We start from the raw sequence: 12735 nt of genomic DNA, 5'->3' as shown, positions 1-12735 counted from the left end.
TTCCAAACTATTCAAACCTGCAGAACGCTGGAGACCAGCAGTTGCGTATAGGCATGTTGCGGATCGTCCAGCACCTGATCGGTCAACCCGGCCTCGACCACATGGCCGTCTTTCATGACCATCAACCGGTCCGCCAGCAGACGTACAACGGCCAGATCATGAGTAACGATAATGGCGCTCAGCCCCATTTCGCGCACCAACCCGCGCAACAGGTCCAACAGGCGTGCCTGAACCGACACATCCAGCCCGCCGGTGGGTTCGTCCATGAACACCAGCCGGGGGCCTGTGACCAGATTGCGCGCGATCTGCAAACGTTGTTGCATCCCGCCCGAAAACGCCGTGGGCCGGTCATCAACGCGTGCCTCGCTGATCTCGACCCGACCCAACCAGTCGATCGCCTTGTCGCGGATGTCGCCATAGTGACGATCGCCGACCGCCATCAGGCGCTCGCCGATATTGCCACCCGCACTGACCGACATCCGCAGCCCATCGCGGGCATGCTGATGAACAAAGGCCCAATCGGTGCGGCTGAGCATCCGACGCTCGGGTTCCGACATGGTCACGGTGTCCACCGGACCATCTGCGCGAGTGTCAAAGACCACCTGCCCGGCATCAGACTCCAAATGCCCCGCCAAGCAGTTCAAAAGGGTCGATTTGCCCGAGCCGCTTTCGCCCACGATCCCCATCACTTCACCGGGATAGAGATCAAAGCTTACATCCGCGCATCCGATCCGCGTGCCGTAATGTTTCTGAATACCTTTGACTTGCAACAAGGGGGTCATGCCGCGTTCTCCTTGGTCATTGGACCAACATGGCCCGCCTCGCGGCGCGACCGGCAGTAATCAGTGTCCGAGCAGACAAACATGCGATTACCTGCGTCATCCGTAATGACCTCATCCAAATAACTGTCCGCGGCCCCGCACAGATCGCAACAATGATCGGCCTTGGTTGCCTCGAACGGGTAATCCTCGAAATCAAGGCTGACGACTTTGGTATGCGGCGGTACCGCGTAAATCCGTTGCTCGCGTCCCGCGCCAAACAGCTGGATCGCGTCCATCTCAAGCTTGGGGTTGTCGAACTTCGGAATCGGGGACGGATCCATCACATACCGTTCCGACACTTTCACCGGATAGGCGTATGAGGTCGAAATAGCGCCGTGCTGGCTGATATCTTCATACAGCTTCACATGCATTAGCCCGTATTCCTCTAGGCTGTGCATCTTGCGTGTCTCAGTCTCGCGCGGTTCCAGAAAACGCAGAGGTTCCGGGATCGGCACCTGATAGACCAATATCTGATCTTCGGTCAGCTTCGCCTCGGGGATGCGGTGGCGGGTCTGGATAACAGTCGCCTTGTCCGTTTCCTCAGTGGTCTCCACACCTGCGGTGTTTTCAAAGAACTTCCGGATCGAAACCGCATTGGTGGTGTCATCCGCGCCCTGATCGATCACCTTGAACGTATCATCCGGCGTCAGCGTCGCGGCCGAGACCTGCACCCCGCCTGTGCCCCAACCATAGGGCATCGGCATCTCGCGGCTGGCAAATGGCACTTGGTAGCCTGGAACTGCCAACCCTTTGAGAATGGCGCGGCGGATCATCCGCTTGGTCTGTTCGTCCAGATAGGCGAAATTATACTCGCTCATAAGAACCCTCTTTCGGTTAGCGCGATGTCCAGCGCTTTTGGCGTGGTAAAATGGATACCGTCCATGCCGACTGCCTTTGCGCCTTCGACATTGTGCAACCCGTCATCAATGAAAACGCAGTCTTCTGGCGCGACTCCCGCACGATCACATAGCATGTGGTAAATACGGGCATCCGGCTTCATCACACCTTCTTGCCCAGACACGACCAGAGTGCCGAAGACCTCACCCAAACGTGGGTGGACCTTCAGACCTTCGGGCCAGGTTTCAGCAGACCAATTGGTGATGGCGTGGACTGGTGTTCCTTGAACCTTCAATCGGTCCAACACGTCCCACGTTCCATGGATCGCGTTTTCTACCGTCCGGGCGTAAAGCGAAACATAGTCTACAAACAGGTTTTGATCTTGCGGGTCTTCTAACTCTTGCGCCAGATCCGCAAACTGCTCACCATTGTCCGCACGCGCGTTCTTTTCCCGAAAACCCGTTCTTTCGATAAACGCATGAGCAGCCTCTTCTGAACCCAGCGCTTCGGCCCAAGCCAATTGCGGCTGCCAATCAATCAGCACACCGCCAATATCAAAAACGACCGCCTTCATTCCGCGGCCTCCCTGGGCGCAATCCGCTCTTCGGCCTCGCGGCGCAGTTTGCGGACCAATTCCAGTTCGGACTGGAAATCCACGTAATGCGGCAGCTTGATATGTTCCAAGAACCCGGTCGCCTGAATGTTGTCCGAATGGCTCAGAACAAACTCTTCGTCTTGCGCCGCAGCACCAACAAAATCCTCGCCCAGTTCTTTCCAGCGCAGCGCGCGATCAACCAAGGCCATCGAGATGGATTTCCGTTCCGATTGCCCGAACACCAAACCATAGCCGCGCGTGAATTGCGGCGGTTCGGTTTTCGAGCCTTTGAACTGGTTCACTGTTTCACATTCGGTCAACTCAACCTCGCCAATGTCGATGGCAAAACCCAATTCGGGGATATCCATCTCAACCGCGACCTTGCCAATCCGCAGCTCGCCGACAAAGGCGTGGTTCCGGGCATAGCCGCGCTGGGTTGAGTAAGCCATGCCCAGCACGAACCCTTCATCCCCGCGCGCCAAAGACTGCAGCCGCAAAGGTCGGTTCGATGGAAACTCCAGCGGTTCGCGCGTCAGATCACCGGGTGTTTCATCACTGGCAATTTCATCCTGAATGATGTCCTCACCCTTGAGGAATTCGGTGATATGCGGCGTGGATTCGGTGCGTGCCGCCCCTTCCGGCGCGGCGGGCACCTCTCCATCAGCGGCCAGTTTGAAATCAAGCAAGCGATGGGTGTAGTCGAAAGTCGGGCCCAGAACCTGCCCACCAGGCGCATCCTTGAACGTGGCCGAGATCCGTCGGTCACAGTCCATCTGCCCCGTTTCAACCGGGTTCGAATACCCAAAGCGCGGCAAGGTCGTGCGATAGGCACGGATCAGGAAGATCGCTTCGATCAGATCGCCACGCGCCTGTTTGATCGCCAATGCAGCCAGATCGGGATCATACAGAGAGCCCTCGGCCATGACCCGGTTTACCGCAAGGCTCAACTGCTCGCGGATTTGCGCAAGGCTCAGTTCGGCCACGTCGGCTGATCCACGCCGTTCCTCGGCCAGCCAGGCATGGGCGTTTTCAATCGCTTTTTCGCCACCTTTGACAGCTACATACATGGCTTAGCCTCCTACCGTGATCTGCGTGCTGCGCGGCAGAGCCGCAACCTGATCGCCGCAGGTCAGAAAGAAATCACACCCCAACGGGTAGAGCGCCGCGTTAGCTTGCAGAACAGCCACATCCGGTAGTGACAGTTGGGCGACATCCTTGATGCCTGGCCCAGACAGAACCGCACCTGACGCCTGCAGGTCATCGCATTCCACGATCAGCGTGGCCGAGCGGTCGGGGTATTCCGGCGTTCCAATACGATACGCATTGAGGGGCCCCAAATCCTGCCAGCTTCCAACGGCAAAATCCGCCTCAGACGCGGCAACCAAAGGTGCCCCGGTGTGAAAGGTCAGCCACTTGCGCACGGCGCCGGTGTCGACTGCCCCGGCCAGGTACAGCTTGGTTTCTGGGTCGCAAAGCGTCAGCAGCAGGGTCGCCGCCGCAACCGACAAGGGCGCCGGAGGAACAGCGCCGGTCAGGCTGCGAATCTCACCCGGTCGGGCCATGACTGTCATAGCTGCGCGGAAGGCATGTGCCGCCTGGATTGGGGCGTTATCAAATCCGCCCGAAAACTGTGCTTGTTCCGCCATCAGTCTTCCCCCCGCACCATCGTGAAGAACTCGACCTTCGTCGCCGCCGCCTTGGCCGCACGCGCCGTTTTCGACGCCTGCATCTGCCGCTTAAGCGGTTCCAAAAGCTCGGACCTCAAGGTCCCCGCCGCAGGGGTCTGCATCATCGCGTCAATCAGCGCCGCAGCTTCGGCCTTAGGCTTTGACCGCCCCTGCACATATCCGTGCCCAACGGTGCCATCGTCCAGAACAACGGAGCAGCGGGTCACAGTCATTTCACCCAGATTGAACGGTGCGCCAGTGCTGCCTGCGCGACCACGAACCATGACGCCACCGACTTCAGGACGGCGCAGCCAGTCAAAATGTGGACGGTCGGAAAGCCCATTCCACAGCGCCAACATCGCCTCTTCTGGCGCGCGCGCCAGAAGGCCCATCCATTCTTGCCGGGCGGCAGTCTCAATTTCTGTTTGATTTGTCATCAAAGCCTCTTGGCGGGGTTGTCTACACATACTATACAACTAGACAAATATTACCTTGCAGGGATCTGCACTGCAATCGAAACTCTGTGAATATTTGATGACATGAACAAAACACCGATCTGGAAAAGCATCTCGCTTAGCCTGACCTCCGACATCGCTGAGGGACGGTACCAAACCGGGGATCGCATCCCGACCGAGGCGCAGCTGGCCGCAAAACATGGCGTCAACCGTCATACGGTGCGGCGGGCATTGTCGGATATGGCTGAACAGGGCTTAGTCCATGCGCGGCGCGGTGCCGGTGTGTTCGTGGCGGCTCGCCCAACCGACTATCCCATTGGTAAGCGCGTCCGGTACCACAAGAACATTTCGGCCAGCGGCAAAATCCCCGGCAAGCAGATTCTCTCGCTGACAACCCGCACCGCAGATGAGGCCGAAGCTGATGCACTTCAGCTAAATACTGGCGACCCCGTGCACGTCTATGATGGATTATCCTTGGCCGATGGGCAGCCGATTGGACTGTTTCAAAGTGTTTTTCCAGCCCAACGATTTCCCGATCTCTTGAAAGCTCTGCAAGACACGCAATCCGTCACAAAGGCGCTGCAGACCTGTGGTGTATCCGACTACACCCGAATATCGACTAGGCTGACCGCGCGGGCTGCAACGGCAACTCAAGCTTTGCATCTGCATCTCAGCGAAGGAGCCCCGATACTGTTTTCAACGGGGATCAACGCCGACCCTGATGGCAATCCAGTGGAATTTGGCCGGACCGTTTTTGCCGGTGAGCGCGTGACTTTGACCCTGAACGACGATTGATCGAAAAGGGCTTCCGCGGGTCTTCGACCTCCTGAAGGAGGTCTTATTCCTTGATGCCTATTCGTATTTTTCCAGGAACGCCTCAGCATCCAAGGCGCGAAAATCCGGCAAGGCTTTGCACAGGCGGGTATTGTCCCAATCCCACCAGGCCAAGGCCATCATCCGGTCGGCTACGTTGATGGAAAAGCGGCGACGTATCTCCGTCGCCGTGACGCCTCCGACGATGGAAAAGGGTGCAACATCTTTTGTGACAACGGCCCCCGCAGCCACAACCGCTCCGTGGCCAATTGTAACCTCAGGCTTGATCATGGCGCCATGGCCGATCCATGTATCATGGCCAATTCGAGCTGTTCGGCTGGCCCGATGAGCAAACCAGTTGGCATCATCCTCTTCATCGTCCCAATAGCTCGCCGATCGATATAGAAAATGATGCAGCGACGCTTTCTCCATGGGGTGATCTGTTGCCCCGATGCGGGTGAAACTGGCGATATTGGCGAATTTGCCGATCTCGGCATTGGCGATGTCGCAAGTTCGGTCACAATAGGAGTAGTCACCCCAGACCGAATTTGCGACACGGCTACCCGCGCCGATCTCGACATATTCACCAAACTGGCTGTTGGTGATCTGACAATCGGGGTGAATGAACGGCTGATCTGCACGCAGTCTTGGCATGGTCTGGTCCAATTATCCTGTCAGGGCAAAAGGAAAGGTTTACGTTTAGAATCACGCGGCTTTCGCGTCTTCCCTGTCTCTCCCTGGATCAATCGACGGCGTAGCCAACCCGAGAACCAATCCATCAGCATCACCATCAAAATAATCAGGACGATGTAGTAGGCGACCTCTTCCCAGTCCTTTTGCGTGATGATCGCTTGGGTCAGCAACAGGCCGATACCCCCACCGGTAATGGCACCAATTACGGTGGCGCTGCGGGTGTTGGATTCGAGGAAATATAAAAGCTGGCTTAGCAAAACAGGCGTGATCTGAGGGATAACTCCAAAACGATAGCGCTGGGTGGCATTGGCCCCGGTCGATTGCACGCCTTCGATTTGTTTCTGGTCCACATTCTCCAGCGCTTCTGAGAAGATCTTGCCGAAGGTGCCGGTATCCGTCACCAGCATGGCCAAAGCCCCAGTTAACGGGCCGGGACCAAAAGCGCGGGCCAGCACAACGGTCCAGATCAACGCATCCACACCCCGTACGAAGTCAAAGATACGGCGGGTGAAAAACCGGACGGATTTCAGCGGGTTGAAGTTACGCGTGGCCAAGAACGCCAGCGGCAACGCCACGATGGCCGCACCGAACGTGCCCAGAAACGCCATCAGGATGGTTTCAAAAATCGCCCAAGCCACGTCCTGGTGCCGCCACATCTTATTGGTCCAGAAATCGTTGAAGATGGCCCCCGCCTCACCCGAAGCAGCACGCCCGGCGAGTTCGGAGAAAGACTGGCCATAATACGGGCTGTCCAAGGTGAACCAGAACAGCTCCCACCCGTTGAAGTACCGAAATACTTCGGCGCGGTTTCGGGTCACCGTCAGGCGGCCCGCATCCGTGGTGATGGCCATCCGGTTTTTCGAAACATTGATCCACTCGGGCACATCTCCTGCAGGCAATTCAGCCTGCACCCCGGCGGTGCGCGTCGGGGTGGCGCGCACGGTGCCATATCCGGGAATGTCATATTCAATCGTTTCCGGACCGAAACGGACAACATGCCCGTCTTCCAGATTGATCACGGTTGTTTCGCCCAGCGCGACCCAATCTGGGGCCTCACCTTCGGGATAGGCGCCCTTGCGTTCGCCCTCGATGGCAGCTGAGACCTCGCCGGTGCGATTGTCCCGCTCGATATGGGTTTTGTAGCTGTAACTGTCTGCAACCAGCGTTTTGCCGTTCTCCAGATTGGCGCGGGCTGCCAGACCGGTCACGTCAAAGGCGAAGAATACATAGGTTAGGTAGACCAGAACCAGCACAGGCAGACCGAAATTCATCAGGCGCTTGCGGCTGAACAGGCGGTCCGCCTCGGCCTTCAGTTCATCAATCGACAGATCGGTTGCGAAGGTGCTCATACAGAGGCTCCTTTTTCCGACCCGTGGGTCAGGCGATCGCGCAGCACACCTGAGATCTGGTCCACAACGACGATAGTGACAAAGAGAAGAAGGAAGATGGCCGCCGCTTCATCATAGCGCCCCTGGCCCCAGGACATCGAGTTCCTCAGCTCATAACCCAAACCGCCCGCCCCGACGAAACCCAGAATGGCCGACGCGCGGATGTTGATCTCGAACCGCAGCAGCGCATAGCTGACGTAGTTCGGGCCGACCTGCGGGATGACACCCAAATACATGCGCTGTGACCAATTGGCTCCGGCTGAGTGCAGCCCTTCAACTGGCTTTAGTGAGGCGTTTTCGTTCACTTCCGAGAACAATTTGCCCAGTGCCCCGGCCGTATGGATCGCAATCGCGATCATCGCGGGAACCGGACCGCCACCCAGAACAAAGATCAGCACCAAAGCGATGACAATCTCGGGGATCGCGCGACAGATATCGGCAATACGTCGAAACAGCGGGATAAGTGCAGGCCAAAGCGCCATGCCCCGCGTCGACATCAAGGCCAGAAACGTCCCCGCGATAGTCCCGATCAGAGTGGAGGCTGCGGCAATGTTGATCGTCTCGATCAGAGCCGGGAAAAACTTGACCAGGTTCTCGGGCATTGACCCGATCTTCTCCCACGCCTCCGACAAAACTTCTGAGGGGTAGTCGAAGATACGGTGCCAGCCATCGATAAAGCTGCCTGCGTTGCGGCTGTCTGCGGTGCGGAAACCCGCGGCCATCAGCGCGACAAAAAGGATCAGAAGAATACCACCATAGACCCGCTTGCGCCGTGTCATATCGGAATAGTCGGCCCGAATCTGGTCGACGGTCTGGGACCCTGCGGTCAGGTCTGTCATGGAATGCTCCTGAGTGGAAAACGGGGCCCGGTGGAAACCGGACCCCGAACTTGGAAGATGCAGGCTTAGTTTGACTTCAGCTTGCGTGCTTCGATGATGATCTCATACGCGTCATGCGTGATTGGCTCGAACGCCTTGGCTTCACCGGCCGCAACACCGTAAAAGCATTCGCGGTCTTTTTCCGCCAGACCAGCCATCAGAGCAGTCATCTTTTCCTTTACGTCGGCAGGCAGTGCGGTGCGCAGAACAACCGGGCCTTCCGGAATCGGCTTGGATTGCCAGATCATCACCATGTCGTTCATGTCAATCAGACCTGCGTCAACCGCGCGGCGCAGGGCACCCGAGTTGAAACCGTCTTCCCAGTCGCCCAGACCGTCAGCCCAGGTCACACCACCGTCAACGTCGCCATTGTTCACAGCAACGATGGTCTGCTCATGACCGCCGGTGAATTTCACTTCACCAAAGTAATCACCCGAGTCCATGGTCGCGCCAGTTGCCTGCGGGATTTCGATCGACGGGATCAGGTAGCCCGAGGTCGAGTTCGGATCACCGAAGCCAAAAGTCTTACCCTTCATGTCTTCCAGCGAGGCAATGCCGCTGTCCTTGCGCGCAAAACCGATCGAGTAGTAGCCGTAACCACCGTCCAGGTTCACTTTGACCAGAACCGGCTCAACTGCTTCGGGGTCGCTCAGATAGGTTTTTGCGTAACCCGACGCACCCAGCCAGGCCATGTCGATGGTGCCGCCCAGCAGGCCCTGGATCACGCCATCATAGTCGGCAGGGGCGAACAGCTTGGTTTCAACACCCAAAGCTTCTTCGGTGTATTCACGCAGACATTCGTTGTTGTTCAGGCGGTCCTGGGCGTTTTCGCCGCCCAGAATGCCAATGCGGAACTCGCTGATTTCGTCAGCCAGGACCGGTGTGGCCAGGGCCGTGGTCGCAGCAAGGGCAGCAATCAGTTTTTTCATCTGTCTCTCTCCAGTTGATGTGCCGGCCTTTCATCAGCCGGTCGATGAAAGGGGGGTAGGTGGCTCAGATGGTGGCTTCAGCTTCCATCAGCGCCTTCTGGGTGGCGTCCAGAGTGTCGATCTCGGTCGAGGTTGCCTCTTCCGAGAAGCTGGCATCGGCCCCGTAGATCTCGCGGGCGACGCCGGTTGTCAGTTGCTCGGGCAGGCCATCAAAGACGATGCGCCCGTCGCGCATACCAACCACGCGGTCGCAATAGCGGCGCGCAGTGTCCAGCGTATGCAGGTTGGCGATGACCGTGCGGCCATCCTCTTCGTGGATGCGACGCAGCGCCTGCATCACGACCTGTGCGTTCATCGGGTCGAGCGAAGCAATCGGCTCATCCGCCAGAATCATCTTGGGGTCCTGCATCAGGGCGCGAGCAATGGCGACGCGCTGCTGCTGTCCGCCCGAAAGCGCTTCGGCCCGCTTTGGCGCGTGCTCGGCGATCCCCAGACGATCCAAAATATCGATGGCGCGATGGATCTCGGCCATTGGGTATAGGTTGAACATGGTGGCCAACGTAGAATGACGGTTCAGCGTGCCATGCAGCACGTTCGAGACCACATCCATGCGCGGCACCAGATTGAATTGCTGAAAGATCATCGCGCAATCGGCCTGCCAGGCGCGTTTCTCACGGCCCTTCAGTTTCGTGACATCGCGGCCTTCGAACAAAATCTCGCCTTCGGTCGAATCCGTCAGACGGTTGATCATCCGCAACAGGGTCGATTTGCCCGCGCCCGAGCGCCCGATGATGCCGATCATGCACGGCTTATCTACATCCAGCGTTGCCGCATCAACGGCGGTATTCTCGCCGAAGCGCTTGGTCAGTTTCTCGATCCGCAGCACGTGCCACCCCCAATTCGTATTGGCGGTCAGCTACAGACACCACAAAACGGATATGTGTCAGTATGGTGAAAGTTTTGTAACGGCGTGGACGGCGGCGGGGCTATCCTTCTATGACGGCCACGGGTATACGCGACCCCGACTCTTTAGCTGATACGAGACCGCCATGAGCTTTGACCGCACCATCAAGATCGCCCCGTCCATTCTGTCCGCCGATTTCGCCAATTTCGGTGCCGAGATTCAGGCCATCGAAGCGCAAGGCGCAGATTGGGTTCATGTGGATGTGATGGACGGTCATTTTGTCCCGAACCTGACCTTCGGCCCCCCCGCGGTAAAAGCCTTCCGACCCCATGTGAAAACCGTGATGGACGTGCACCTGATGATCGCACCGGTCGACCCCTATATTCAGGCCTATGCCGATGCAGGCGCTGACATCCTGACCGCCCATGTCGAGGCTGGCCCGCACACGCACCGAACCCTGCAGGCGATCCGTGCCGCTGGCATGAAAGCCGGCGTCGCCTTGAACCCCGGCACCCCGGCGGAAGCGGTTGAGCATCTGCTGGACCTGACTGATCTCGTCTGCGTCATGACCGTGAACCCAGGCTTTGGCGGCCAGAAGTTCATCGACATGACCGCTAAGATCCGCAAGTTGCGCCAGATGATCGGTGACCGCCCGATTCATATTGAAATCGACGGTGGCGTTGATCCCCGGACTGCTCCGTTGGTCACTGCGGCCGGTGCCGACGTACTGGTCGCCGGGTCAGCGGTGTTCAAGGGCGGGTCGGTAGATCAGCCTGAGGTCTATGGCGAGAATATCCGGGCAGTACGTGCGGCGGCAGAGGGTGGGCTTTAGCACCTACCTAGTCCTGACGCATGCCTGAAATGATCCGACGCATGAGGTCCAGGAGCTGACGCTGTTCAGAAGCATCAAGTCCCTCAAGCGCCTGAGCGTTGACGCTGTGGGCGGCGTCATATGCATTCTGACGAAGTCTAGCGGCCTTTTCAGTCAACCAAATCAATTGCGCCCGGGCATCAGTTGGGCTTTTGGTTCTCTTGACCAGCCCGTCCCGCTCCATCCGGTTGAGAGTATTTGCAAGGGTCGCCTGCTCGACATCGATCCTGCTGAGCAGATCCTTTTGCGACACTCCATCTTTCTGCCACAGCTCCAACAGGATCGGGAACTGGCCGACAACGATACCCATTGGTGAGATACGCTGTTGCAGTTCTCTGGCGAACAAACGCGCCATGTGATTGATCAGATATCCGGCTGAGTCTTCTTTCCTGAATTCCATATCAAGCAAATACGCTTGCATAGCATGCTATGCAATATTATATAGCTTGCTATATTAATACTTTGGAAAGGATCCAGAATGGCACGTATTGTAGAACTCGACAATGTTGCAAGCTTGGCCGATCAGATGGAAACTGACGAAGGCCCAGTTGTATTGATCAACCTCTTCACGGTTGATGCGAAGGACGAAGACGCTCTGTTGGCCGCATGGTCGCACGACGCTGAGTTCATGAAGTCCCAACCAGGATACATCTCGACACAGCTACACAAGGGCATCGCCAATAGCTCAACCTTTGTGAATTACGCCGTTTGGCAAGACGTTCAGAGCTTTCGTCAGGCCTTTACCAACCCTGAATTCCAGCGCCGTATCGCCGATTACCCTGACAGCGCGGTAACGCGCCCGCACCTTTTGCGTAAGCTGGCGGTCGACAATCACTGTGTTGCTTGAGTGAAGGACAATGAGGGACACATGATCAAAACAATCCACCCGATCGCCGGAGTCGTTGGTTTTCTGACGATTCTGACCTTCTGGACATCGACTCTGTATAGTGAACTTTTCACCTCATACGCGACCGTTGCTTTTGTGAAAGCGAGCGTCGTCAAGGGGCTGTATTTGCTTGTACCTGCCATGATAATCGTCGGGGCAACCGGCATGTCGATAGGACGTCGTCGCAAAGATGCGCCGGCTGTGGCAAAGAAGAAGAGAATGCCCATCATCGCAGCCAACGGGCTTCTGATCCTTGTGCCTGCCGCAATCTACCTAAACGCAAAAGCCGGAACCGGAGCGTTTGACACCGGCTTTTACGTTGTGCAGGTCATCGAGTTGATTGCCGGAGCCGCCAATCTGACACTGATGGCGATGAGCATTCGCGACGGTCGGGCGATGACCGCGCGAAGGCGTAAACTACAGAAAAAGTAGATCACACTTCCTGAATATACAAAGGCCGCCCCCTGTGGGACGGCCTTCTTTTGTTCAACCGAGTGGGCTCTCATTGCTCTTTCAGAGCAACTGCCGCCCACCAGTCGGCAGAGCCGACTTACTCAGTGATTTTCGACACGACGCCGGCGCCGACGGTGCGGCCGCCTTCGCGGATCGCGAAGCGCAGGCCCTGCTCCATCGCGATCGGTGCGATCAGCTCAACGCCGAACGACACGTTGTCGCCAGGCATGACCATCTCGGTGCCTTCCGCCAGGGTCACGGTGCCGGTCACGTCAGTTGTACGGAAGTAGAACTGCGGACGGTAGTTCGCGAAGAACGGGGTGTGACGACCGCCTTCTTCCTTGGTCAGGATATAGGCTTCGGCTTCGAACTTGGTGTGCGGTGTAACCGAACCCGGCTTACACAGAACCTGGCCACGCTCAACGCCGTCACGATCCACACCACGCAGCAGGGCACCGATGTTGTCGCCTGCTTCACCGCGGTCCAGCAGCTTGCGGAACATTTCAACGCCGGTGCAGGTGGTTTTGCTGGTGTCGCGGATGCCA

Annotated in this window: 17 protein-coding genes; 4 read left to right on the top strand and 13 right to left on the bottom strand. The window is 57.6% G+C overall.

Annotated features, from left to right (window positions below; genetic code table 11):
- Positions 1 to 11 precede the first annotated feature (11 nt).
- From phnK to phnG, 6 genes are read right to left on the bottom strand one after another with little or no spacing between them, the layout of a single operon-like run.
- On the bottom strand, positions 12 to 782 hold the full coding sequence (phnK, locus tag ACR0JX_RS04560; protein ID WP_480541802.1) for a phosphonate C-P lyase system protein PhnK: 771 nt from the start codon (positions 780 to 782) through the stop codon (positions 12 to 14).
- Positions 779 to 1639 carry an alpha-D-ribose 1-methylphosphonate 5-phosphate C-P-lyase PhnJ gene (locus ACR0JX_RS04555; RefSeq protein WP_480541800.1) on the bottom strand — a complete coding sequence of 287 codons (861 nt, stop codon included), beginning with the start codon at positions 1637 to 1639 and terminating at the stop codon, positions 779 to 781. The genes phnK and ACR0JX_RS04555 overlap by 4 nt, the downstream gene beginning before the upstream one ends.
- Positions 1636 to 2232: an HAD family hydrolase gene (locus tag ACR0JX_RS04550; protein ID WP_480541798.1), complete on the bottom strand. Its 597-nt coding sequence runs from the start codon at positions 2230 to 2232 to the stop codon at positions 1636 to 1638. Before ACR0JX_RS04550 ends, ACR0JX_RS04555 begins: the two co-directional genes overlap by 4 nt.
- Positions 2229 to 3320 carry a carbon-phosphorus lyase complex subunit gene (locus ACR0JX_RS04545; protein ID WP_480541796.1) on the bottom strand — a complete coding sequence of 364 codons (1092 nt, stop codon included), beginning with the start codon at positions 3318 to 3320 and terminating at the stop codon, positions 2229 to 2231. Before ACR0JX_RS04545 ends, ACR0JX_RS04550 begins: the two co-directional genes overlap by 4 nt.
- 3 nt (positions 3321 to 3323) lie before the next feature.
- Entirely contained in the window at positions 3324 to 3899 is a 576-nt protein-coding gene (gene phnH, locus ACR0JX_RS04540; RefSeq protein WP_480541794.1) for a phosphonate C-P lyase system protein PhnH, read from the bottom strand.
- Positions 3899 to 4357 (bottom strand): phosphonate C-P lyase system protein PhnG, encoded by a 459-nt coding sequence (gene phnG, locus ACR0JX_RS04535; protein WP_480541793.1) that lies wholly within the window; start codon positions 4355 to 4357, stop codon positions 3899 to 3901. The genes phnH and phnG overlap by 1 nt, the downstream gene beginning before the upstream one ends.
- A gap of 102 nt (positions 4358 to 4459) precedes the next feature.
- Here phnG and phnF point away from each other — a divergent pair, with 102 nt between their 5' ends.
- Positions 4460 to 5170 carry a phosphonate metabolism transcriptional regulator PhnF gene (gene phnF / locus ACR0JX_RS04530; protein ID WP_480541791.1) on the top strand — a complete coding sequence of 237 codons (711 nt, stop codon included), beginning with the start codon at positions 4460 to 4462 and terminating at the stop codon, positions 5168 to 5170.
- 57 nt (positions 5171 to 5227) lie between these two features.
- Here the strand turns inward: phnF and ACR0JX_RS04525 are convergent, their stop codons facing one another.
- The 5 genes from ACR0JX_RS04525 to phnC all read right to left on the bottom strand — a co-directional run bounded on the left by ACR0JX_RS04525 (position 5228) and on the right by phnC (position 9962).
- A complete protein-coding gene (locus ACR0JX_RS04525; protein ID WP_480541789.1) occupies positions 5228 to 5842 on the bottom strand; it encodes an LbetaH domain-containing protein in 615 nt (204 codons plus the stop codon).
- A 20-nt stretch (positions 5843 to 5862) separates the two neighbouring features.
- A complete protein-coding gene (gene phnE / locus ACR0JX_RS04520; RefSeq protein WP_480541787.1) occupies positions 5863 to 7230 on the bottom strand; it encodes a phosphonate ABC transporter, permease protein PhnE in 1368 nt (455 codons plus the stop codon).
- The gene (gene phnE, locus ACR0JX_RS04515) at positions 7227 to 8108 is read right to left on the bottom strand and encodes a phosphonate ABC transporter, permease protein PhnE (RefSeq protein WP_480541785.1); all 882 of its coding nucleotides are present in this window, start codon (positions 8106 to 8108) and stop codon (positions 7227 to 7229) included. Before phnE (ACR0JX_RS04515) ends, phnE (ACR0JX_RS04520) begins: the two co-directional genes overlap by 4 nt.
- A gap of 65 nt (positions 8109 to 8173) precedes the next feature.
- Complete coding sequence (phnD, locus tag ACR0JX_RS04510) at positions 8174 to 9076, bottom strand: phosphonate ABC transporter substrate-binding protein (RefSeq protein ID WP_480541783.1); 903 nt, start codon at positions 9074 to 9076, stop codon at positions 8174 to 8176.
- Between the two features lie 64 nt (positions 9077 to 9140).
- Positions 9141 to 9962 carry a phosphonate ABC transporter ATP-binding protein gene (gene phnC, locus ACR0JX_RS04505; protein WP_480541781.1) on the bottom strand — a complete coding sequence of 274 codons (822 nt, stop codon included), beginning with the start codon at positions 9960 to 9962 and terminating at the stop codon, positions 9141 to 9143.
- Positions 9963 to 10125: 163 nt separating this feature from the next.
- On the opposite strand from phnC, the gene rpe reads away from it, so the two are divergent.
- The gene (rpe, locus tag ACR0JX_RS04500; RefSeq protein ID WP_480541779.1) at positions 10126 to 10812 is read left to right on the top strand and encodes a ribulose-phosphate 3-epimerase; all 687 of its coding nucleotides are present in this window, start codon (positions 10126 to 10128) and stop codon (positions 10810 to 10812) included.
- Between the two features lie 7 nt (positions 10813 to 10819).
- Here the strand turns inward: rpe and ACR0JX_RS04495 are convergent, their stop codons facing one another.
- Positions 10820 to 11272, bottom strand: a complete 453-nt coding sequence (locus ACR0JX_RS04495; RefSeq protein ID WP_480541777.1) for a MarR family winged helix-turn-helix transcriptional regulator — start codon at positions 11270 to 11272, stop codon at positions 10820 to 10822.
- 57 nt (positions 11273 to 11329) lie between these two features.
- Here ACR0JX_RS04495 and ACR0JX_RS04490 point away from each other — a divergent pair, with 57 nt between their 5' ends.
- Both ACR0JX_RS04490 and ACR0JX_RS04485 read left to right on the top strand, forming a co-directional pair.
- A complete protein-coding gene (locus tag ACR0JX_RS04490) occupies positions 11330 to 11698 on the top strand; it encodes an antibiotic biosynthesis monooxygenase family protein (protein WP_480541775.1) in 369 nt (122 codons plus the stop codon).
- 21 nt (positions 11699 to 11719) lie between these two features.
- Positions 11720 to 12169, top strand: a complete 450-nt coding sequence (locus ACR0JX_RS04485) for a hypothetical protein (RefSeq protein ID WP_480541773.1) — start codon at positions 11720 to 11722, stop codon at positions 12167 to 12169.
- Between the two features lie 118 nt (positions 12170 to 12287).
- Here ACR0JX_RS04485 and ACR0JX_RS04480 read toward each other — a convergent pair.
- The coding region (locus ACR0JX_RS04480) for an EF-Tu C-terminal domain-related protein (protein WP_480541771.1) at positions 12288 to 12735 on the bottom strand (448 nt) is incomplete at its 5' end.

It is taken from the genome of Ruegeria sp. AH7 (assembly GCF_056541325.1).
The sequence above is the reverse complement of the archived record's forward strand: the minus strand, read 5'-3'. Positions and strand labels throughout refer to the sequence as shown.

What these genes read in the sequence shown, in the direction of transcription:
- phnK (WP_480541802.1), bottom strand. Translation starts at nt 782, where the DNA reads ATGACCCCCTTGTTGCAAGTCAAAGGTATTCAGAAACATTACGGCACG.
- ACR0JX_RS04555 (WP_480541800.1), bottom strand. Translation starts at nt 1,639, where the DNA reads ATGAGCGAGTATAATTTCGCCTATCTGGACGAACAGACCAAGCGGATG.
- ACR0JX_RS04550 (WP_480541798.1), bottom strand. Translation starts at nt 2,232, where the DNA reads ATGAAGGCGGTCGTTTTTGATATTGGCGGTGTGCTGATTGATTGGCAG.
- ACR0JX_RS04545 (WP_480541796.1), bottom strand. Translation starts at nt 3,320, where the DNA reads ATGTATGTAGCTGTCAAAGGTGGCGAAAAAGCGATTGAAAACGCCCAT.
- phnH (WP_480541794.1), bottom strand. Translation starts at nt 3,899, where the DNA reads ATGGCGGAACAAGCACAGTTTTCGGGCGGATTTGATAACGCCCCAATC.
- phnG (WP_480541793.1), bottom strand. Translation starts at nt 4,357, where the DNA reads ATGACAAATCAAACAGAAATTGAGACTGCCGCCCGGCAAGAATGGATG.
- phnF (WP_480541791.1), top strand. Translation starts at nt 4,460, where the DNA reads ATGAACAAAACACCGATCTGGAAAAGCATCTCGCTTAGCCTGACCTCC.
- ACR0JX_RS04525 (WP_480541789.1), bottom strand. Translation starts at nt 5,842, where the DNA reads ATGCCAAGACTGCGTGCAGATCAGCCGTTCATTCACCCCGATTGTCAG.
- phnE (WP_480541787.1), bottom strand. Translation starts at nt 7,230, where the DNA reads ATGAGCACCTTCGCAACCGATCTGTCGATTGATGAACTGAAGGCCGAG.
- phnE (WP_480541785.1), bottom strand. Translation starts at nt 8,108, where the DNA reads ATGACAGACCTGACCGCAGGGTCCCAGACCGTCGACCAGATTCGGGCC.
- phnD (WP_480541783.1), bottom strand. Translation starts at nt 9,076, where the DNA reads ATGAAAAAACTGATTGCTGCCCTTGCTGCGACCACGGCCCTGGCCACA.
- rpe (WP_480541779.1), top strand. Translation starts at nt 10,126, where the DNA reads ATGAGCTTTGACCGCACCATCAAGATCGCCCCGTCCATTCTGTCCGCC.
- ACR0JX_RS04495 (WP_480541777.1), bottom strand. Translation starts at nt 11,272, where the DNA reads ATGCAAGCGTATTTGCTTGATATGGAATTCAGGAAAGAAGACTCAGCC.
- ACR0JX_RS04490 (WP_480541775.1), top strand. Translation starts at nt 11,330, where the DNA reads ATGGCACGTATTGTAGAACTCGACAATGTTGCAAGCTTGGCCGATCAG.
- ACR0JX_RS04485 (WP_480541773.1), top strand. Translation starts at nt 11,720, where the DNA reads ATGATCAAAACAATCCACCCGATCGCCGGAGTCGTTGGTTTTCTGACG.